The organism is Sphaerisporangium sp. NPDC004334 (genome assembly GCF_053602655.1).
This window is the reverse complement of the sequence record NZ_JBSGDZ010000061.1, coordinates 1-19,652: the sequence shown is the minus strand read 5'-3', so window position 1 is coordinate 19,652 and position 19,652 is coordinate 1. Positions and strand designations below refer to the sequence as shown.

Sequence of the window (19,652 nt, the reverse complement as noted above, 5' to 3'; positions counted from 1 at the left end):
CGCGACGATCGACGCACGAGGGCGATTAGCTCAGTGGGAGAGCGCTACCTTGACACGGTAGAGGCCACTGGTTCAATCCCAGTATCGCCCACCACGCTCCACGGCGTCCCAGGCCTGGCCTGGGACGCCGTTTTCTGGAGGATCGAGCATGACCACCCCCCTTCCGGTCACGTTGGACGACGTCCATGACGCGGCGGCCAGGCTGAAGGGGGTCGCGCACCGCACCCCCGTCCTGCGCTCGCGCACCCTGGACGCCCTGGCCGGAGCCGAGGTCTTCCTCAAGTGCGAGAACTTCCAGCGCGTCGGCGCGTTCAAGTTCCGCGGCGCGTACAACGCCGTCTCGCGGCTGTCGCCGGCGCAGCGGGCCAGGGGCATCGCCGCGTACTCCTCGGGCAACCACGCCCAGGCCGTCGCCCTGGCCGCCCGGGAGCTGGGCGGCACGGCGGTGATCCTCATGCCGGAGGACACGCCCAGGTCCAAGATGGACGCCGCCGCCGGGTACGGGGCGGAGATCGTCACCTACGACCGCTACACCGGCGACCGGGTGGCGATCGGCGAGGCGCTCGCGGCCGATCGCGGACTGGCGCTGATCCCGCCGTACGAGCATCCGCACGTGATCGCCGGCCAGGGCACGGCCGCGCTCGAACTCATGGAGGAGGTCGGCGAGCTGGACGCGCTGGTGGTCCCGGTCGGCGGCGGCGGGCTGATCGCCGGCAGCGCCACGGTGGCCAAGGGGCTGCACCACCGCCTCCGCGTGGTGGGCGTGGAGCCCGAGGCGGGCGACGACACCAGGCGGTCGCTGGGCGCCGGCGAGCGGGTGTCCGTCCCCGTCCCGCGCACGATCGCCGACGGCCTGGCCGCCGACGTCCCCGGCGAGCTGACCTTCTCGGTCAACAGGCGGCTGGTCGACGAGATCGCGCTGGTCACCGACGACGACATCCGCGCGGCGATGCGGCTGGCCTTCGAGCGGATGAAGATCGTCATGGAGCCGAGCGGCGCCTGCGGGCTGGCCGCCCTGCTGGCCGGGCGGCTCGAACGCGTCCCGGGGCGCGTCGGCGTGATCGTCTCCGGCGGGAACATCGACGCGGGCCGCTTCGCCGAGCTGATCGCCGGCGCCGTTCCGGCCTGACCAGCTGAAGGCTCCATTGCGGGCGCCGCGGCCATTTCATTCTCCCGACGGCGCCGATCCCATTTCCTGACGGCGCCCGGCCCCGGGATTTGACATAACTGTAAGCGTTCCCCCGGACGCGGAACGCATTTACCCTCCTCGTGGGGCCCGGATCCCAAGGGGAGGGAATCGCGGAAATGCATCGACGAATGCCGGGGCGGACGGCGCTCGCCGTTCCGCTCGTCGCCACGATGCTCGCCGGCGGCGGCACGGCGTACGCGTCCACGGCAGGGACGTCGCACTCGGGGGCGGCCGTGGCGCAGGCCCGCGGAATGGACGGCATGAAGTCCGATATCGCCACGGCGCTGTACGTCGTGGACCGTTTCTGGGCGAGCCACTGGTCGCGGTACTTCGCCGGTCGTTATTATCGTCCGAACATTTTCGGCGGATACTCGCGGGGCGGCAGACCGGCGCCGTTCTGCGGTGGCAGGCGCCTGACCTACGACAATGCCCACTACTGCCCGAACGGCCACTACATCGCCTGGGACACCGACCTCATGAAGCAGGGATACCGCTCCGGGGACGCCTGGGTGTACGACGTCATCGCCCACGAATGGGGGCACGCCGTGCAGGCGCACCCGGGCTTTCCGCAGAGGTCGCCGGCCGCCGAGTTGCAGGCCGACTGCCTGGCGGGCGCGGCGCTGTACGGGGCCGCCGCGGACGGCACGCTGCGCTTCGAGGAGGGCGACGTGCGAGAGATCGCCGCCGCCCTGCGGGCCATGGCCGACAAGACCCGGTGGACCAGGCCCGGCGACCACGGCAGCGCCTCACAGCGCATCGCCGTCTTCGACCGCGGCGCCGCCTACGGGGTGCCCGGCTGCATGGGCATGTAGACGACGAGACGAACAGACATGACCGCGCCGGGAAGACCAAGGTCCCCCGGGCGATGCTCCGCGTCCGGCACGTCAGCGGCCGCCGGCACGATCGTCCGCGGGTCGTCTCGGCCACGGCGCCGTGGCCGGGCGGCCCGCCGGCGCGACGGGCCGCCCGCTCACGAGGTCAGGCGTGCCCGCATGTTCGCCAGGACGATGGGAGCGATCTTCTTCATCCCGGGCACGTCACCGTGGACGGTCAGCCGGGCGATGACCGGGCCCCACCGGATGAGCGCGGTGTCCGGGGTCAGCTGGATGGACGGCCCGGCGACCTGGTAGAGGCCCGGCGCGAGCCGCTTCACCGGCCACTGGTCCGCGCGCTGCCCGGCCAGCGCGTCGTCGAACAGGGTCGTCGCCTCCCGCACGGACGCGGCCACCCACTGGACGCTCAGCGACACCGGGGGCCGCCGGTCGGTGGGCGCGACCAGGTCGCAGACCACCGGGTGGGGGAAGACGACCTCGCCCAGGCGGCGTTCGCGCGGGTAGGCCCGGTATCCCCGGCCCAGCGCCGTGAGGTCGCCCGGTGAGACCAGCGAGCACGCGTCCGGCCAGGACGACGGGGAGACCCCGCCCAGTTCGGCCGGTCCCGGCGCGGACGCGGGGACCTCCGCCCGGCCGGGGTGTGACGGCGCGGACGCGGAGACTCCCGCCCGGACAGGAGGTGACGGCTCGGACGCGGGAACCTCCGCCGGGCCTGGGGGTGAGGGGGCCGGGGCGGGACGGTAGGCGGTGACCCGGGGGCCGGTGGGAGTTGCGTGGCGGACGAACAGGACGTCGCCGGACAGGCCGATCAGGTCCGTGCCGTTGTCGCCGGAGGGCACGGGCAGGCTGCGGGTGGTCCCGTCGCGCGGATCGACCACCGTGACGAAGTACGGCAGGGGCCAGCCGCCGGGGACACGGGGCCAGTTCGTCCGGCCGGCGAACAGACCCTCTCCGGCCAGCATGACGTCACGGTAGGCGAGATTGAAGGCGGGAGTGTCACGCCTGGTCCACAGGACCTTCCCGCTCGCGCGGCCGATCCCCCGCAGCACGGCCACCGCCCGCTCCCCCCGGCCCTCGGTGGAGCCCACGGCGACCACGTCCCCGTACGCGCCGAACGTGCTGGTCGTCTCGGCGTGCAACTCGCCCGACCAGCGCCCGTCGGGCGCGGCGAAGAAGGAGGAGCCGTTCGCGGCCACGAACATCGTCCCGTCGGCGGCCGTGACCAGCGAGCTCCCCTCCGAGCCGCCGCCCCGGGGGACCTCGCGCCGCCAGAGGAGCCGTCCGGTGGCCGGGTCCAGGGCGGCCACCTCGGCGGGCTTCCCGTCGCAGCCGCGCATGATCACCACGACGGCGCCGGAGTCGATCTGGGCCGAGCACCCGGGCTCCAGCGGACGCCGCCACAGGCTCCGGCCGGTCGAGGAGGCGAAACCCGTGAGGTCGCGGCGGTCGGTGGACAGCACGACCACCGCGCCCGGCGTGATCATCGTCGTGGCGCCGGACACCATGGCGTGGGGAGCGCCCGCCGGCGAGGCGGGGATCGCGGTCCGCCACCGTGGTGCGCCGGTGCGCGGGTCGTATCCGGCGATGAAGCGGTCGCCCCGCCGGCCGGCGGCCTGGTGGCCGAGGATCAGCAGGCCCGCCGAGAAGCCGACGTCGGTGATCACGTACCCGGGGAGTGCGGGGACCGCGCCCCTGACCGCCCCGGTCCGCGGGTCGTGCAGTTCCACGCCGCTTCCCCCGGCGCCGGGCAGGACCACGGTGTCGCCGGTGAAGGCGTACGGTCCGGTCTGGAACACCTCGGGATGCACGTCGGCGGGGGCCGACCACACGGCGGCGAGCCGGGCGGGCAGCGCCGTCCCCGCCTCCCCTCCGGGACGGAGCGGGCCGGCGGGTCCCGCGCCGCCCGTGGTCAGGGCCAGCAGCGCCGAGACGGCGAACCCGGTGAGCACGGCGCGCACGGTCCGGCGTTCCTTCGCACGCGCAGCGGGGTGGCGGGCGGGGGCCGCGCGGGTCAGCATCCCTTGGAGCGGGGGAAGATCGTGCATTTCGCCGCGTGACCGGCGAGGTGCCAGGTGGACGAGCCGCCGGTGTAGATCCGCCGGTAGGCGCGGTGGTCGGCGGCCGCGCCGGTGACGCGGAACATCCCGCCGTCCGGCCGCCGGATGACCTGCTGGTAGGTGCGGCCGTCGGCGACGACGGTGGCCAGCAGGTCGAACTCGTAGGCGGCGTCCCGCGCGGTGAAGCTCAGGCGGAGCGTCTCCTGCTCGCCGCGTTTCAGCTCGATCTGCTTGCCGGTGAAGTAGAGGGTCCCGGCCTTGCCGGGGACGCGCGGCCGCCGCTCGGCGGCGTCGAGGTCGGAGACGACGTGGATGACCTCCGGCTCGCCGGAGCTGTCCGGCCGGAGGTAGGAGCCGGTGAGCACGGGGAGGGTCCGCGCGACGCGGGGCCTGATGTCGACCACGCGCACCAGCCCCCGGCCACCCTCGGCGACCAGGACGACGTCCAGCCGCCCGACCGGCCCGCCACCGTACTCGCGGACCAGGGCGGGCAGCTTCTCGGGCTCGGTGAGCAGCGTGGCGCGGTCCTCGGGATCCTCGACCGGCCGTTCGAGTGCGATGTCGCCTGCCTGGTCCTCCTCGACGTAGGGCAGGCGCAGCGGGTCCGATTCGGTGACGCGGTCGACCAGGTCGTGGCCGCCTCCGGGGAGCCAGGCGATGAGCAGCGCTCCGGCGACGGCGCCGAGCACGCCGGCGCTCCAGGTCAGCGGGCTGCGGACGAGCCGGCTCAGCCGGCTCGGAGACGGTTCGGTCGCGGGGGTCGCGGGGGTGGACACCGTCGATGGGTCGGAGCGGTTCACAGCGTGTGGCCCGGCCTTCTTCTCGAGTGGTGCTCGCAGTATCGGGCGTCGCCGGACCGCTCGCCACGACGGGAGCGATGACAGAATGTCAGGAACCGGTCACCATGGTGACCGGTTCCCGGAGGTGTCCTCGCGTTGGCGCGGCTCAGGCAGGGGTGATGGCTCAGGCGGGGGTGATGGGGAGCAGCACGCGAAAGCGCGTGTCGCCGGGTTGGGACTCCACCTTGATGTCCCCATGGTGCTTGTTGACGATGATGCGGTAGGAGATGTCCAGGCCGAGGCCGGTGCCCTCGCCGACCGGCTTGGTGGTGAAGAACGGCTCGAAGATGCGCGGCCGGATCTCGGCGGGGATGCCGGGCCCGGTGTCGCCGATCTCGACGAAGACCCGCTCCGTGTCGTGCCCGGTGCGCACCGTGAGGGTGCCGCCCTCCTCCCGCATCGCCGAGAACGCGTTGTCGATGAGGTTGGTCCACACCTGGTTGAGCTCGGCGGCGTAGGCGGGGATGAGCGGGACGGTGCGGTCGTACTCCTTGACGACGCGGACGCCTTCGGGGATCTTCGCCTGCATCATGGTCAGCGTCGCGCCGAGCAGGTCGTGCAGGTCGACCGTCTGGTAGGGGGCCCGGTCGAGCTGGGAGTACTGCTTGGCGGCGGCGACCAGCGTGGACATGCGGGTCACCGCCTCGGCGATCTCGCACATCAGCTGCTCTGTCTCGACCGTGTAGGTCAGCCACCGGACGGCGGCCTCGAGGTTCTCCCCGCCGACGGCGCCGCTGATGCGCTCGAGCCACTCCGCGTCGATGCCGCCGGCCACCAGCGTCGAGGCCAGCTCCCAGCCTCCGGCGATGTCGTGGTCGTCGAGCCAGTCGCTCAGCTCGTCCTCGGCGTCGGCGGTGGCCATCGCCGACAGCGGCGCCGCGCCCGCGGCGCGCTTGACGGCCTCCTCCTGCAGCTCGACGAGCTCGTGCAGGCGGCTGCCGTCCAGCCGGCCGTCGGCGATCATGGCGAGCTTGTGGCGCATGTGGGCGACCCGCTCGCGCAGCACCGCGGTGGCCCGCACCGCCGCGGCGGCCGGGTTGTTCAGCTCGTGGGTCAGCCCGGCCGACAGCGAGCCCAGCGCCAGCAGCCGCTCGCGCTCGCCGACGATGGTCTGGCTGGCGCGCAGACCGAGGAACATGCCCTCCAGCAGGTGCGTCGCCATCGGGAACCACTCGCGCAGCGCGGTGGCCAGCACGTCCGCGGGCAGCGAGAACAGCTCGACGTCGCTGATGGCGAGCATGCTGTGGGGGTACACCTGCCCCTCGCGCTCGGCCAGGTAGGCCTGGGTGGCGCCCGCGTAGACGCCCCGCTGCTCGGTGCGGTTGAGCTCGACCTCGTCGCCCTGGACGCGGCGCGACAGCGCGATCGTGCCGCTGAGCAGGACGTAGAAGCAGGTCGCCGGGCTGCCCTCCTCGTAGACCCGGGCGGCGGCCGGGTAGCGCTCCACCCGGCCGTGCTCGGCGAACCGGGCGAGCTGGGCCTCGTCCAGCGATTCGAACAGGAACAGGGTGCGTAGTTCGACGGGGGTCAGGCGCTCGTCGCCCCTGACGCCGCATCCGGTCTCCGTGGCCGATTCGCTCATTGGGTCTCCAGGTAGCGGTGGATCAGTGACACCGCCATGGCGCCCTCGCCCACGGCGGAGGCGACGCGCTTGACCGAGTCGGCGCGCACGTCTCCCGCGGCGAAGACGCCCGGCATGCTGGTCTCCAGGTGGTAGGGGTCGCGGGGCAGCGTCCAGCCGGGCGGCCTGTGGCCGTCGGCGAGCAGGTCGGTGCCGGTGACCACGAAGCCCCGCTCGTCACGGACGACCGACTTGTCCAGCCAGTCGGTGCGCGGCTCGGCGCCGATGAAGACGAACAGCCACGAGGTGTCGAACGTCCGGTCCTGCCCCGAGCGCGGATCGCAGACGATCAGCCGCTCCAGGTGCTCGCGGCCCTCGCCGCCGATCACCTGGCAGTGCGGGTGCACCTCGATGTTGTCGATCTCGGCGATCTGGTCGATCAGGTACTGCGACATCGATCGCCGCAGGTCGCCCGACCTGATCAGCATGTGCACGCGCTTGGCGTACCGGGAGAAGTGCACGGCGGCCTGGCCGGCGGAGTTGGCGCCGCCGACGATGTAGATCTCCTGGCCGGAGCAGCTCGGGGCCTCGGTGGCGGCCGAGCCGTAGAACACGCCCCGGCCGGTCAGGTCGGCCAGGCCGGGCGCGTCCAGCAGGCGGTAGGACACCCCGGTGGCCAGGACGACCGTGTGGGCGGCGATGAGGCTGCCGTCGCCGAAGCGCAGCAGCTTGGTCGTGCCGCCGGCCTCCAGGCCGACGACCTCGCGGGTGGTGAGGATCTCGGCGCCGAAGCGCTGCGCCTGCCGCCTGGCACGGTCGGTGAGCTGAGCGCCCGACACCCCGTCGGGGAAGCCCAGGTAGTTCTCGATGCGACTGCTCTGCCCCGCCTGCCCGCCGGTGGCGCGCTGCTCCAGCAGGAGGGTGCGCAGGCCCTCGGAGGCGCCGTACACCGCCGCGCCGAGCCCGGCGGGGCCGGCGCCGACGACGACCAGGTCGTAGAAGTCCTCGGTGGGCGTGGTGGTGAGCCCGACGTGGGCGGCCAGGTCGGCCTCGCTGGGCTTGACCAGCGAGGTGCCGTCCGGGGTGACCACCAGCGGCACGTCGTCGCCGGTCAGCCCGGCCGCCGACAGCAGCCGGCAGCCCTCGGGCTCGTCGGACTGCAGCCAGCGGTAGGGCACCAGGTTGCGGGCGAGGAAGTCGCGTACCGCGAAGGACGGCGCCGACCACCGGTGCCCGACGACGCGGGTCTCGGTGATCGTCTCGTCCGGCGCGGCGAGCCAGGCGTCCAGGAGCGCGTCCACCACCGGGTAGAGCTTCTCCTCCGGCGGGTTCCACGGCTTGAGCAGGTAGTGGTCCAGGTCGACGATGTTGATCGCGTCGATCGCCGCGTCGGTGTCGGCGTAGGCGGTGAGCAGGACACGCCGGGCGCGCGGGAAGATGTCCATCGCGGCCTCGAGGAACTGGATGCCGTTCATCTGCGGCATCCGGTAGTCCGCGAGCATGACGGCGACCTGTTCGCCGCGCAGCTTGATCTCGCGGAGCGCCTCCAGGGCCGCCTGGCCGGAGTCGGCGCGCACGACGCGGTAGCGGTCGCCGTAGCGGCGGCGGACGTCTCGGGCCACCGACCGGGAGACGCCCGGATCGTCATCGACGGTCAGAATCGCCGGGTTTGACATGAATCAATAAAAGCATGTCCCCGGAGGCGGCGCCTCCACCCGGGGTTCGCGCCGCGCCGCGTGAAACGCACCCCCACCAGGGGCCACGCCCGCCTCCTGGCACGCCGTCACGCCGAACCCGGCCGTCCGGGACCACGCGCCGGAACGGCTCGGTAGAGTCACGGGAGATGACCACGCATACGATCACCGCACAGTGGGACGAGATCCCCGAGAACGCCGACGATCTCGCCCTGGTCGAGGGGCGCGCCTTCCGCACGTTCCGGTGCTCGTGCCGCACTCCCCTGCCCAACCGGGCGGCCGCCGAACTGCACGCCTCGGAGACCGGCCAGTGCACGGTGTGCCTGGGCTCGGCCGACGAGGAGATCGTGCCCGGTTTCGTGCGGCGCTGCGCCGCCTGCGCCGCCACCGGCCGCCGCAACGTCCAGCTCGTGTGGGAGGTCGCGCACGGCGAGGCCGAGCAGGTGATCACGCTGGACCTGGTCCGCGAGCTGGTCGACGGCTTCCCCGGGCCGTTCCGGCTCTCGGAGGTGGCGGACGCCACGCGTCTGACGCTCGGCCTGCCCCTCGGCCGCCTGCCCGTCGGCCCGCGCGTGCGCGACCTGCTGCGCGAGATGGAGGCCGCGGGCGAGCTGGTCATGCTCTCCGCGCCGGACGAGATGCTGCGGGGGCCGTCCGTGGTGCTGTACCGGGACCCGCAGTGGCAGCGCGTCTCCCCCGCCTGACCCTGACCGACTCTTCGCGCCGACTCTTCGCGGTCCGCTCCCGGCCTGGTTTCGGCCCGGTATCGGCGATGTGAACAGTGTCCGAATTCTCACTTGGCCGGCAATTCGGACGCTACGCTGGCGAGGCGAAGATCGGCCCACGCCAGGTGGAGCAGGTGCGTTCCCCATGAGCGACGAGGCGTCCTCCCCTGACGAGGCGCCGGTGCCGCACGCCAAGATCGACCCCACGGTGGCGCACTCCGCGCCGATGACGCTGCGCGATCCGGAGGAGTTGGCCGGGTTCCTCGAAGGGCTGGAGGTGCTTTCGCCCGGCGTGGTCTCCTGCTCCCGGTGGCGCCCCGAGCCCGGCGACTTCGACGCCCAGCACGAGGTCTCCCAGTTCTGCGCCGTGGCCCGCAAGCCCTGACGGGCCCTTTCGGCCGCGCCGGGCGGGCCGGGCGGGCCGGTGCCGGGCGGCTCAGCGGCGTGGATCTCGCGCGGGCGTCGCGCGGCCGGGCCAGGCGAGGTCGTCGACCGCGAGGAACCGCTCGCCGGCCACGGCCGCGGGCGTCACTCCGGTGAACGCCACGACGTCGCGATGCAGGTGCGACTGGTCGGTGTAGCCGCCGTCGGCCGCGACGCCGGCCGCGTCCTGTCCCGCGGCCAGGCGGTGGGCGGCGTGGTCGAAGCGGACCAGCTTCGCGGCGCGCTTGGGCGGCAGGCCGATCTGCGAGCGGAACCGGGACCACAGGCGCTTGCGGCTCCAGCCGAGCTCGGCCGCCAGCCCGTCGACCCGGACCAGGCCGCGGCCGGCGACGATGCGGCGCCAGGCCCAGGCCACCTCCGGGTCCACGGCCCGCCCCGCCTCACGCCGCCGGGCGAGCAGCGCCTCGGTCAGCGCGAAGCGATCCTCCCAGGAGGAGGCCCCGGCCAGCCGCTCACGCAGCCGTGCGGCCTCCCGGCCCCATAGGTCGCTAAGGGCCACCACGGCGCCGTCGAGGTCGGCGGGAGGAAGGCCCAGAACCGCGCGCGCGATCACCGGGGACAGGCGCACCTGCACGCACTCGAGGTTCACGCCCCGCGCCCAGACAGCGCCTCCGGCCCCGAGCCCGGGCCCGGCGGCGACGCTTCCCCGCTCCCGCCGCCCGGCGGCGTAGTCCACGACGGGCGAACCGGCGCCGAACTCCACGAGCAGGGTCACGGCCGGGTGCGGGACCATCCGGAGCGCGTCCAGGTCACCGACGCGGAACCCGGCCATGGTGACACCGGCCACCCGGCTGGGGCCCCGCGGGCACGCGACGTCCCACACAGCCGCACCGTGCACGAACGTCCGCACCGCCCCATGCTACGGCGGACCGGCCGAGGGGAACATTCGTCCAATCCACCGGCGCGCACCGGCGCGACGATCGCCTCATGACCATCTCTGACGGCGGACCGCACGCGAACGGCGGCGCCGAGACCACCGAGAGCACGATCCTGTCCCTGGACGACGGCGACATCCACGTGTGCCAGGACGGCCCCCGCGACGCCCCCGCACTCCTGCTCATCCACGGGTCGGCGTCCTCGACCCGCTCGTGGGACCCGCTGGTCCCGCTGCTGGCCGCATCCCATCGCGTCATCCGGATCGACCTGCTCGGCCACGGCCGGTCGGCCAAGCCGGCCGGCCCCGGCTACGCGCTCCCGGACCAGGCGCACCGGGTGGGCGTGGCGATGGACCGGCTCGGCGCCGGGCGCGTCGTGGTCATCGGCCACTCCAGCGGCGGCGCGGTGGCCACCGCTCTCGCCGAACAGCGACCCGGCCTGGTGGACGCGCTCGCGCTCATCAACACCGGACCAAGCCTGGACGCCTTCATCGCATCGGAGTCCGCCGCGATCAGCCCCTCGCAGTGGCCGCCCACCGACGAGCTGATCCGCCGGTTCGCGAGCACCGGCTGCAGCCGCCCGGGCTACCGGATCCCCCAGGAGCTGCTGGACGAGGTGCGCTTCATGACCTACCACACGCTCACCGCGACGATGCAAGGCACTCGCGACTACCTGGAGCAGCGGGCGCTCCCCGACCGGCTGGCGCCCCTCGGCAAGCCGCTGCTGGTGATCTTCGGTGCGGACGACCGCCGATGGCGGTCCTCCTCCGCGGCCGGCTACCACGCCGTTCCGGGGGCGGAGGTCGTGTTGCTGCCCGGTATCGGGCACTCCCCGAACCTGGAGGACCCACCGCGGACCGCCACCCTCCTCCTGGCCTTCGCCGCGATCCACGCCACCCACCCGGCGGAGGCCGGGTGATCCCGGAGCAGCCCGGGTGATGCCGGAGCAGCCCGGGTGACCCCGGCGGAGGCGATCGGCGGCTGCGCGCGCAGTCGGCCTCGGCCGGACCGGATCCGGCCGAGGCCGGGCGTGGAGCCGGGCACGACTCCACTCCCTTTCGTGGATGCTATGACAAAGCCGTGGATAGGACCGCGATTGCGGCTATAGATAGGCATTGGCGGTGGAATGTGCGAGGGGTAGGGTGAGGGGCTGTGACGACGTTCCGGATCAGCGAGGCCGCCGCGTTGCTCGGGGTCAGCTCCGACACCGTCCGCCGATGGGTGGACGCGGGCCGCCTGAGAGCCGAGCGGGACGAGAACGGCCACCGGCGGCTGAACGGCGCCGACCTGGCCGAGTTCGCCCGCACCCAGGTCGAGACGGTCGACGGCGGCCGTTCCTCGGCGCGCAATCGCTTCCGCGGCATCGTGACCGAGGTGATCAAGGACGCGGTGATGGCGCAGGTCGAGATCGCCGCGGGGCCGTTCCGGGTGGTGTCGCTGATGAGCCGCCAAGCCGCCGACGAGCTCGGCCTGGCGGTGGGGGTGGTGGCGGTCGCCGTGATCAAGTCCACCAACGTCGTCGTGGAGATCCCCGGCCACGAGCGTGTCGCCGGCAGCCTGTGAGGAGCCCCCCTTTGGTGTTCGGTCGTCTTGCCCCGTGGGCCGTGGCCCTGCCGCTCGCGCTCGCACTCGGGCTGTCGGGGTGCGGTTCCGGCGGCCCGGCCGCCTCCACGGCGCCGGCCGCCGGGCCGGCCTCCGCGGCCGGTGCGGCCACGGACGTGACGGTGTTCGCGGCGGCGTCGCTGACCGGCACGTTCACCGAGCTGGGCAAGGCCTTCGAGGCCGCCCACCCCGGCACGAGCGTGAAGTTCAACTTCGGCTCCAGCGCGACCCTGGCCCAGCAGATCACCCAGGGCGCCCCGGCCGACGTGTTCGCCGCGGCGAGCCCGGCCACGATGAAGACCGTCACCGACGCCTCGCTCGCGAGCTCCCCGACGACGTTCGCGCGCAACAAGCTGCAGATCGCCGTGCCCGCCGCCGGCCCGGCCAAGGTGGAAGGGCTGAAGGACCTCACCGACCCCAAGGTGAAGGTCGCGCTGTGCGCCGAGCAGGTGCCGTGCGGCGCCGCGGCGGTCAAGGCGCTGGAGGCCGCCGGGCTCACGGTCAAGCCCGTGACGCTGGAGCAGGACGTCAAGGCCACGCTCACCAAGGTCGAACTGGGCGAGGTGGACGCGGCGCTGGTCTACAAGACCGACGTGATCGCCTCGGCGGGCAAGGTGAACGGCATCGGGTTCCCGGAGGCGGACAAGGCGATCAACGACTATCCGATCGCCACCCTCGCCAAGGCTCCGGCCGGTGACCTGGCCAAGCGGTTCGTGGACCTGGTGCTGTCGCCGCAGGGCAAGGACGTGCTGACCAAGGCCGGCTTCGAGGCGCCCTGACCCGCATGAGCACCTCCCCTCGAAGCCGACTGAGCCGCCGAAGCCACCGGAGCGGCCGAAGCCGTCCGGGCATCGCCGGCCGCCTGCCGTGGGTGCTGGTGGCGCCCGCGCTGGCCGGGCTGGCGTTCCTGGTGCTGCCGCTCGCCGGGCTGCTGGTGCGGGCTCCGTGGGCCACGCTGCCGCGACGGCTGGGCGAGCCGAACGTGCTGGAGGCGCTGCGGCTGTCGCTGGTGACCGCCACGATCGCGACCGCGGGGTGCCTTCTGCTCGGCGTGCCGCTGGCCTGGCTGCTGGCCCGCGTGGACTTCCCCGGCCGTCGCGTGGTCCGTGCCCTGGTCACCGTGCCGCTGGTGCTGCCGCCGGTCGTGGGCGGCGTGGCGCTCCTGCTGGTGCTGGGGCGGCGCGGGCTGGTCGGGCAGTGGCTGGAGGCGAGTCTCGGGATCACGCTGCCGTTCACCACCGCGGGAGTGGTCGTGGCCGAGGCGTTCGTCGCGATGCCCTTCCTGGTCATCAGCGTCGAGGGCGCGCTGCGCGCCGCCGACCTGCGGTTCGAGGAGGCCGCCGCCACACTGGGCGCCTCGCGGTGGACGGTGTTCCGCCGGGTCACGCTGCCGCTCATCATGCCCGGCGTGGTGGCGGGGGCGGTGCTGTGCTGGGCGCGGGCGCTGGGCGAGTTCGGGGCGACGATCACCTTCGCGGGCAACTTCCCCGGGACGACGCGGACGATGCCGCTGGCCGTCTACCTGGCTTTGGAGACCGAGCCGCAGGCGGCGATCGTGCTCAGCCTGGTCCTGCTGGCCGTCTCGGTCGTCATCCTGGCGAGCCTGCGCGACCGGTGGGTGAGCGCGCCATGACGCTGGAAGCCCGTCTGGTGGTCGCCAGGACCGCGTTCACGCTGGACATCGAGGTGAAGGTCGCGCCGGGAGAGGTCGTCGCGCTGCTCGGCCCGAACGGCGCGGGCAAGACCACCGCCCTGCGCGCCCTGGCGGGGCTGATCGCCCTGACCGGCGGCCGCATCCTGCTGGACGGCGCCCCGGTGCAGGCGCTGCCCCCCGACCAGCGGCCGATCGGCATGGTCTTCCAGGACTACCTGCTCTTCCCGCACCTGTCGGCCCTGGACAACGTCGCCTTCGGGCCGCGCTGCCAGGGCGCCTCCAAGGCCGAGTCCCGCCGGGTGGCCGCGGAGCTGCTGGAACGCGTCGGTCTCACCGACAGGGCCGCCGCCCGGCCCCGCCAGTTGTCCGGCGGCCAGGCCCAGCGGGTGGCGCTGGCCCGCGCGCTCGCCGTCCGGCCGCGGCTGCTCCTGCTGGACGAGCCCCTGGCCGCGCTCGACGCCCACACCCGGCTGGAGATCCGCTCCCGGCTCCGCCGCCACCTGGCCGACTTCGACGGCGCCACCGTCCTTGTCACCCACGACCCGCTGGAGGCGATGGTGCTGGCCGACCGGCTGATCGTCATCGAGGACGGCGCGGTCGTCCAGCAGGGAACCCCGGCCGAGGTCGCCCGCCGCCCGCGCACCGGCTACGTCGCCCGGCTGGTCGGGCTCAACCTGCATCGCGGCGTGGCCGACGGCGCCCGGGTCATGGTCGGCGCGTTGCCTTTCAGCACCTCCGAACGGCTGGAGGGGCCCGTGTTCGTGGCCTTCCCGCCGGCGGCCGTCGCGCTCTACCGCTCCCGGCCCGACGGCAGCCCGCGCAACCTGTGGGAGGGGCGCATCGAAGGCATCGAACGGCACGGCGACAACGTCCGCGTCCACCTCGAGGGGCCGGTCGCCGCCTTCGCCGACATCACGCCCGCCGCCCTCGCCGAGCTCGACCTGGCCCCGGGGCAGCGGGTCTGGGCGTCGGTGAAGGCCACCGAGACCCACGCGTACCCGGCATGAGCGCCGAGCGGAGGGACCGCGACCACGACTGCAACGCCATCTGCCTCGGCGGTCCGTGCCACGGCCTGCTCACCCACATCGACCAGGACATCGGCGTGCTGTTCGTCCCCATGCCGCGCCGCTCGCCCGACGAGCCCGAGACGTGCGCGCGCTACCGCGTCACCCGCGAACGGGTCCGCTACCGCGGCCGGGCCGAGCCGTACATCGCCCTGCACTGGGCCGATCCCCCCGGCCCCGCGTGCTCCTGCGGAGGTTGACCTCACAACCGCTGCCGGCGCACACCCTGAGATCAGCGGTCCGCCGCCCGCTCAGACGCCGAACAGGGCGAGGACGGCCGCCGATGAGGCGGCTCCGGCCAGGGCGCCCGCGGCCACCTGGGGGACGGTGTGGTGGGCCAGGCGCACGCGGGCCCAGCACACCACCGCGACGACCGCCGCGCCGGCCGCGAGCGTGGGCGCCGCCGGCAGGACGCGGGCGAGCACGAGCACGGTGCCCGCCGAGACGGCGGCGTGGAAGGAGATCTTCCAGCGCAACGTCACCGGCACCGTCACCGCGAGGCCGGCCAGCATCGCGGCCACCGTGGCCACCAGCAGGCGCGGAGCGCCCAGGACGGCCAGCAGCACCAGCGTCGCCAGCACCGCGCCGACGGCGACCAGCAACGGCACCGTCCGGCGCGAGCGGTCCACGATGTGCCGGGAGTCCAGCCGCCCGGCGCGGACGCCGAGCGCGATCACCGACGCGGGGACGCCTCCGCACAGCAGCGAGGCGACCAGGCCCCACCAGAACCCGGGGCGCCCGTCGGACACCAGCCCGACCACCGGCGGCAGCGCGATCACCAGCACCTGCGGGGCGAAGATCTCGGTGACCCACCGCGCGGCCCGCCCGGAGACCCCGGCCGTCCTGCCCGCCTCTTCCTCGGTCCCGACCACGCGCCGCCCCATCCCGCTCCCCCGAAGACGCTCCCTGGGCTACGCAGCCTGCCACATCAGGGCCGCCGCCAAGGCCCGCCACAGACGAGTCCCGGCCGCGACCACGCAGGTCGAAGCCCGCGCCACAGCCCCCGGGAGCGCCCGAACCCAAAGCGGATCACCGGGAGCACCCCGCCTGGAGCGGATCCCAGTGCTGTGACCGCGTAGGTTCGCCGGGTAGCCGGGTCAGGCCTTGATCGCCGACCGACGGCATGTGGAACGTCCTCGGCGAGGCGTTGTCGTACCCCCGGTGTAGCGTCCGGGCCGGAGTGGGGGTTCATGCTCTGCGGTCAACGGAGGCACGCGGATGACGAGTACGACAGGCGAGCCCGTGGTGGTGGTGGTGTCCCGGCGCATCGGGGCCCCGGCGGAGGAGATCTTCCGGATCCTGGCCGACCCCGGACGGCACCCGGACCTCGACGGCTCGGGGATGCTGCGCGGTGGCGTCTCCGACGCCGTGGTCTCGGGCGTCGGGGACGTCTTCGTGATGCGGATGCATTACGAGCGATACGGCGACTATGAGATGAACAACCACGTCGTCGAGTACGAGCCGGACCGTCGCCTCGGCTGGGAGCCGAGGCCCGGTCGCGGGCACCCGGACGCCACCGCGCCCGGGGCCGCGTGGGGCCACCGGTGGATCTTCGATCTGCTCCCGGACGGAGCCGGGGCGACGGTCGTGACCGAGACCTTCGACGGTTCGCGATTGCCGGAGGACAAACGCGCGGAAGTGGACAGCGGGCGCGCCTGGTGGCAGACGCAGATGGCGAGCACCCTGGAACGCCTCGCCGAACTGTGCGCCGCCCGGTGCACGCCGAACTCGACACCCTCAAGGGGAGCCCTGGACCGTCAGCGCGAGCAGCGCCCGGGAACTTCCGCGCCTGGAGCCGATCCCCGCCACCCCCACCCCTGATCCGAGACCCGAGAACCTCCGAGCCCGGAGAAGGGCCCCGGGGACTCCTGAGCCCGGAACGGGATCTCGGGAGCACGGTGCCTGACGGGGGCCGTGCACCCGCGGGCCGGATCGGCCGAGGTGGGGCGCCTATACTGCCGGGGAGATCGTCATCGGGGAGGCGTATGCGATCGGCGGAGCCGCTGGTGGTCGGCGTTGACGGCGGCGGGACGAGCACGCGCTGCCTGGTCGCCACGTTCAGCGGCGAGATCGTGGGCCGGGGCCGCGCCGGCGGGGCCAATCCGCGCTCCGCCCGTGACCCGGGCGGCAACCTCGCGCGCGCCCTCACCGAGGCCCTGTCCCAGATCGGCCCGCGGTTCGGCCCAGGCGACGTCGCCGGCGGGGTGTTCGGGCTCGCCGGGGCGAGCGAGGCGGGCCGCAGGCAGGCGGACGCCATCAGCCAGGACGCCTGGCACGGGGCCGGGCTGCCCGGCCGGCCGGTCATCGTCCCGGACATCCTGGTGGCCTTCGCCGGCGCGACCCCGGCGCCCAGCGGCAACGTGATCATCGCGGGCACGGGGGCGGTGGCGGCCCACGTCGAGGACCGCCGGATGGTCCGCCGGTGCGACGGCTACGGATGGCTGCTCGGCGACGAGGGGTCGGGGGTCTGGATCGGCCGCCGCGCCGTGCAGGCCGCCCTGGCGGCCATCGACGGCCGCGGCCGCCCCACGGTGCTCACCTCGCTGATCGTCCCGACCCTCCGGGAACCGCTCCCGGCCTCCGGGGTGACCGCGCACGCGGACCCCGCCACAGCCCGACCGGCCGACCCCGGCGCGCCGCCTTCCACCGGCGGATCGCGCCCGGCCACGGCTTCTACCGGCGAGGCATCCCCGGTTCCGGCTCCAACCGGCGGGGCATCCCCGGCTCCAGGCGCGGACGCCCTCCAAGCCGACGCCCTCCAAGCGGACGGCCTCCGAGCGGACGACCTCCGCGCGGACGCCATCCAAGCGGACGCACTGCGGAGGGAGGCCCTCACGCAGGCGATCATCGCGGTGGTGTACGACGGGGAGCCGGCCCGGCTGGGCAGGCTGAGCCCGGTCGTGGAGGCGGCGGCCCGGGAGGGCGACCAGGTGGCGCTGGCCATCGTGGACGACGCCGCCCGCCGCCTGGTCGCCACCCTGGCGGCGGTCGGCGAGGGCGATCCCGGCCTGCCCGTGGTGCTGGCCGGCTCGTTGCTGACCCATCCCACGCTGGTCGCCGAACGCGTACGGCAGTCTCTGCTCGGCCGTCCAGTCGTTTCAACCCGCGACGGCGCCGCCGGGGCGGCCGCGCTCGCGCTGCGCGCGGCCCTGCCCGCCGGCGCCGCCGCGCAGGCCGAAGCCGCGCACCGCCGCCTCCTCGCGGCCTGAACCACCACCGCGCCGGGCCGAGGCCGAGCGAGGCCCCTTCCTGGCGGCCTGTACACCACCGCGCAGAGCCGAGGCCGTACGCCGCCGCCTCCTCGCGGCCTGAACCACCATCGCGCAGGGACGAGCCGAGCACCGCCGCCTCGCGGTGGCCTCAACCACCATCGCGCGGGGCCGAAGCCGCACGCCGCCGCCTCCCGGCGGCCTGGCGCGTCGCGGCGCCGGTCAGAGGGCGCGGCGGGCGGGGCTGGGCGGGCTCTGGCGGTTGGCGCGGTCGAGAGCGGTGACGCGGTAGTGCGACCCGCGCCCGCCGGCGGGGTCGGTGTACTGGGCGCGGCGCCCGCCGGGCACCACCGCGACAAGATGCGCCGCCAGTTCCTCCGGGTCGCAGCCGTCACGGCCGCCATGACCGCCATGACCGCCGAGACCGGCATGGGCGGCGTGGCCGGCGCCGGGCGTCCCGGCCGCGGGCGGGCTCCCGGCGGCGGTGGGCTCCGGGCCGCCCGTGGCCGTGGGCGCCGGGGCCGGGTCCTCCTCGTCGAAGCGGTAGACCGCGTACAGCCAGGGGTCGGGCCGGCCGGTGGTCTCGAAGGACAGGGCGACGCCGCCGCCGGCGCCGGTGCGGGCCTGGGTGAGGACGGGCGTCCGGGGCCGGGGGCCGGAGGCGAGCCGCGGGAGCACCGGAAGCAGCGCCGGGCGCGCGTAGTGGTCCGCCACCAGCCGCGTGGTGGACCCGAGCCGGTCGGCGCGCAGGTCGCCCGCGCTGTAGTAGATGTCGCCGCCGATCTCGGGGTGGTCCAGGTTCAGGGTCAGGTGGCGCGACAGCTCCGCCGGGTCCTGCCAGGCGGCGGGCTGCCCGGCGACGCCCACTTTGTAGGCGGCCTGCCCGACCCACAGCTGAGTGCCGGTGCCGGCGACCACCTGCGACCACCACGGGGCCAGCACCGCGTAGTCGGCCACCGGCAGACCGATGTTCCAGTAGATCTGCGGGGCGACGTAGTCCAGCCAGCCCCGCTTCACCCACAGGCGGGTGTCGGCGTGCTGGCTGTCGTAGGACTGGGACCCGGAGGTCGCCGAGCCGAGCGGGTCGGTCGTGGCGTTGCGCCAGATGCCGAAGGGGCTCACCCCCCACTGCACCTCCGGCTTGGCCTCGCGGACGCGCTCGCTCATCTCCTCGATCAGCAGGTTGACGTTGTGCCGCCGCCAGGCCGCCTTGTCGGGGAAGCCCGTCCCGTGGTCGGCGTAGGCCTCGGCGTCGTCGAACTCCTGGCCGGCGACGGGGTAGGGGTAGAAGTAGTCGTCGAAGTGGACCCCGTCGATGTCGTACCGCTCGACCGCGTCCATGATGGCGTCCTGCACGAACGCGCGGACCTCCGGCAGCCCGGGGTTGTAGTAAAGCTTGCCGCCGTAGGCGACGGGCCAGGCGGGGTTCTGCCGCGCCGGGTGGTCGGTGACGAGTTGTTCGAGGTCGGCCTGCATCGAGACGCGGTAGGGGTTGAACCACGCGTGGAAGGCGAGCCCGCGCTCGTGGGCGGCCTGGACCATGAAGCCGAGCGGGTCGTAGCCCGGGTCCTGCCCCTGGACGCCGGTGAGGTACTGCGACCACGGCTCGTACCGGGAGGGCCAGAACGCGTCGGCGGTCGGCCGCACCTGCACGAACACGGCATTGAGCCGCCGCGAGCGCGCGAAGTCCAGCCAGGAGACGAACTCGCTCTTCTGCTGCTCCACGGTCAGCCCGGTGCGGGAGGGCCAGTTGATGTTGACGACCGAGGCGATCCACATGCCGCGCATCTGGCGCGCGGAGGGACCGTCCACCGCGCCGCCGGGCGAGGCGTGCGCGGCGCCGGCCGTGCCGCTCGACGTGAAAGTGACACCGCAGCCCAGCCACCACCCGCCGCAATCTGTCCGG

19 protein-coding genes and 1 tRNA gene are annotated in these 19,652 nt (G+C 74.1%); 13 read left to right on the top strand and 7 right to left on the bottom strand.

The features are described from left to right. Positions 1 to 19: 19 nt before the first annotated feature. The 3 genes from ACWEN6_RS40295 (at position 20) to ACWEN6_RS40285 (ending at position 2,001) form a co-directional block, all read left to right on the top strand. Positions 20 to 94, top strand: a tRNA-Val gene (locus ACWEN6_RS40295). Positions 95 to 148: 54 nt separating this feature from the next. Next, a complete protein-coding gene (locus ACWEN6_RS40290; RefSeq protein WP_452577436.1) occupies positions 149 to 1,129 on the top strand; it encodes a pyridoxal-phosphate dependent enzyme in 981 nt (326 codons plus the stop codon). 176 nt (positions 1,130 to 1,305) lie between these two features. Beyond that, positions 1,306 to 2,001 carry a neutral zinc metallopeptidase gene (locus ACWEN6_RS40285; protein WP_452577434.1) on the top strand — a complete coding sequence of 232 codons (696 nt, stop codon included), beginning with the start codon at positions 1,306 to 1,308 and terminating at the stop codon, positions 1,999 to 2,001. A 158-nt stretch (positions 2,002 to 2,159) separates the two neighbouring features. Here the strand turns inward: ACWEN6_RS40285 and ACWEN6_RS40280 are convergent, their stop codons facing one another. The 4 genes from ACWEN6_RS40280 to ACWEN6_RS40265 form a co-directional block, all read right to left on the bottom strand. Beyond that, a complete protein-coding gene (locus tag ACWEN6_RS40280; RefSeq protein WP_452577432.1) occupies positions 2,160 to 3,980 on the bottom strand; it encodes an outer membrane protein assembly factor BamB family protein in 1,821 nt (606 codons plus the stop codon). A gap of 53 nt (positions 3,981 to 4,033) precedes the next feature. Further along, the gene (locus ACWEN6_RS40275; RefSeq protein ID WP_452577430.1) at positions 4,034 to 4,855 is read right to left on the bottom strand and encodes a hypothetical protein; all 822 of its coding nucleotides are present in this window, start codon (positions 4,853 to 4,855) and stop codon (positions 4,034 to 4,036) included. 187 nt (positions 4,856 to 5,042) lie between these two features. Then, positions 5,043 to 6,500 carry an ATP-binding protein gene (locus ACWEN6_RS40270; RefSeq protein WP_452577428.1) on the bottom strand — a complete coding sequence of 486 codons (1,458 nt, stop codon included), beginning with the start codon at positions 6,498 to 6,500 and terminating at the stop codon, positions 5,043 to 5,045. Next, positions 6,497 to 8,155, bottom strand: coding sequence for an FAD-dependent oxidoreductase (locus tag ACWEN6_RS40265; RefSeq protein WP_452577426.1), 1,659 nt, complete (start codon positions 8,153 to 8,155; stop codon positions 6,497 to 6,499). The genes ACWEN6_RS40270 and ACWEN6_RS40265 overlap by 4 nt, the downstream gene beginning before the upstream one ends. Positions 8,156 to 8,322: 167 nt before the next feature. On the opposite strand from ACWEN6_RS40265, the gene ACWEN6_RS40260 reads away from it, so the two are divergent. Both ACWEN6_RS40260 and ACWEN6_RS40255 read left to right on the top strand, forming a co-directional pair. Next, complete coding sequence (locus tag ACWEN6_RS40260) at positions 8,323 to 8,877, top strand: hypothetical protein (protein WP_452577424.1); 555 nt, start codon at positions 8,323 to 8,325, stop codon at positions 8,875 to 8,877. A gap of 166 nt (positions 8,878 to 9,043) precedes the next feature. Further along, complete coding sequence (locus ACWEN6_RS40255; RefSeq protein WP_452577422.1) at positions 9,044 to 9,283, top strand: SAM-dependent methyltransferase; 240 nt, start codon at positions 9,044 to 9,046, stop codon at positions 9,281 to 9,283. Positions 9,284 to 9,334: 51 nt separating this feature from the next. Here the strand turns inward: ACWEN6_RS40255 and ACWEN6_RS40250 are convergent, their stop codons facing one another. After that, a complete protein-coding gene (locus ACWEN6_RS40250) occupies positions 9,335 to 10,192 on the bottom strand; it encodes a helix-turn-helix domain-containing protein (RefSeq protein WP_452577420.1) in 858 nt (285 codons plus the stop codon). A 77-nt stretch (positions 10,193 to 10,269) separates the two neighbouring features. Here ACWEN6_RS40250 and ACWEN6_RS40245 point away from each other — a divergent pair, with 77 nt between their 5' ends. From ACWEN6_RS40245 to ACWEN6_RS40220, 6 genes are all read left to right on the top strand, one after another. Then, complete coding sequence (locus ACWEN6_RS40245) at positions 10,270 to 11,136, top strand: alpha/beta fold hydrolase (protein ID WP_452577419.1); 867 nt, start codon at positions 10,270 to 10,272, stop codon at positions 11,134 to 11,136. Between the two features lie 233 nt (positions 11,137 to 11,369). Then, complete coding sequence (locus tag ACWEN6_RS40240; protein WP_354847616.1) at positions 11,370 to 11,780, top strand: helix-turn-helix transcriptional regulator; 411 nt, start codon at positions 11,370 to 11,372, stop codon at positions 11,778 to 11,780. Positions 11,781 to 11,791: 11 nt separating this feature from the next. Then, positions 11,792 to 12,598, top strand: coding sequence for a molybdate ABC transporter substrate-binding protein (modA, locus tag ACWEN6_RS40235; protein WP_452577418.1), 807 nt, complete (start codon positions 11,792 to 11,794; stop codon positions 12,596 to 12,598). Between the two features lie 5 nt (positions 12,599 to 12,603). Then, positions 12,604 to 13,452 carry an ABC transporter permease gene (locus ACWEN6_RS40230; protein WP_452577417.1) on the top strand — a complete coding sequence of 283 codons (849 nt, stop codon included), beginning with the start codon at positions 12,604 to 12,606 and terminating at the stop codon, positions 13,450 to 13,452. After that, positions 13,449 to 14,480, top strand: a complete 1,032-nt coding sequence (locus ACWEN6_RS40225; protein ID WP_452577415.1) for an ABC transporter ATP-binding protein — start codon at positions 13,449 to 13,451, stop codon at positions 14,478 to 14,480. The genes ACWEN6_RS40230 and ACWEN6_RS40225 overlap by 4 nt, the downstream gene beginning before the upstream one ends. Further along, positions 14,477 to 14,737 (top strand): hypothetical protein, encoded by a 261-nt coding sequence (locus tag ACWEN6_RS40220; RefSeq protein WP_452577413.1) that lies wholly within the window; start codon positions 14,477 to 14,479, stop codon positions 14,735 to 14,737. The genes ACWEN6_RS40225 and ACWEN6_RS40220 overlap by 4 nt, the downstream gene beginning before the upstream one ends. Positions 14,738 to 14,788: 51 nt before the next feature. Here ACWEN6_RS40220 and ACWEN6_RS40215 read toward each other — a convergent pair whose 3' ends face one another. Further along, positions 14,789 to 15,409, bottom strand: coding sequence for a hypothetical protein (locus ACWEN6_RS40215; RefSeq protein WP_452577412.1), 621 nt, complete (start codon positions 15,407 to 15,409; stop codon positions 14,789 to 14,791). Between the two features lie 346 nt (positions 15,410 to 15,755). Here ACWEN6_RS40215 and ACWEN6_RS40210 point away from each other — a divergent pair, with 346 nt between their 5' ends. Continuing rightward, positions 15,756 to 16,358 (top strand): SRPBCC family protein, encoded by a 603-nt coding sequence (locus ACWEN6_RS40210; RefSeq protein ID WP_452577411.1) that lies wholly within the window; start codon positions 15,756 to 15,758, stop codon positions 16,356 to 16,358. 164 nt (positions 16,359 to 16,522) lie between these two features. After that, a complete protein-coding gene (locus ACWEN6_RS40205) occupies positions 16,523 to 17,746 on the top strand; it encodes a BadF/BadG/BcrA/BcrD ATPase family protein (RefSeq protein ID WP_452577410.1) in 1,224 nt (407 codons plus the stop codon). Positions 17,747 to 17,968: 222 nt separating this feature from the next. Here the strand turns inward: ACWEN6_RS40205 and ACWEN6_RS40200 are convergent. After that, positions 17,969 to 19,652 (bottom strand): glycoside hydrolase family 10 protein (locus ACWEN6_RS40200; RefSeq protein ID WP_452577408.1); only part of this gene is annotated, 1,684 nt, incomplete at its 5' end.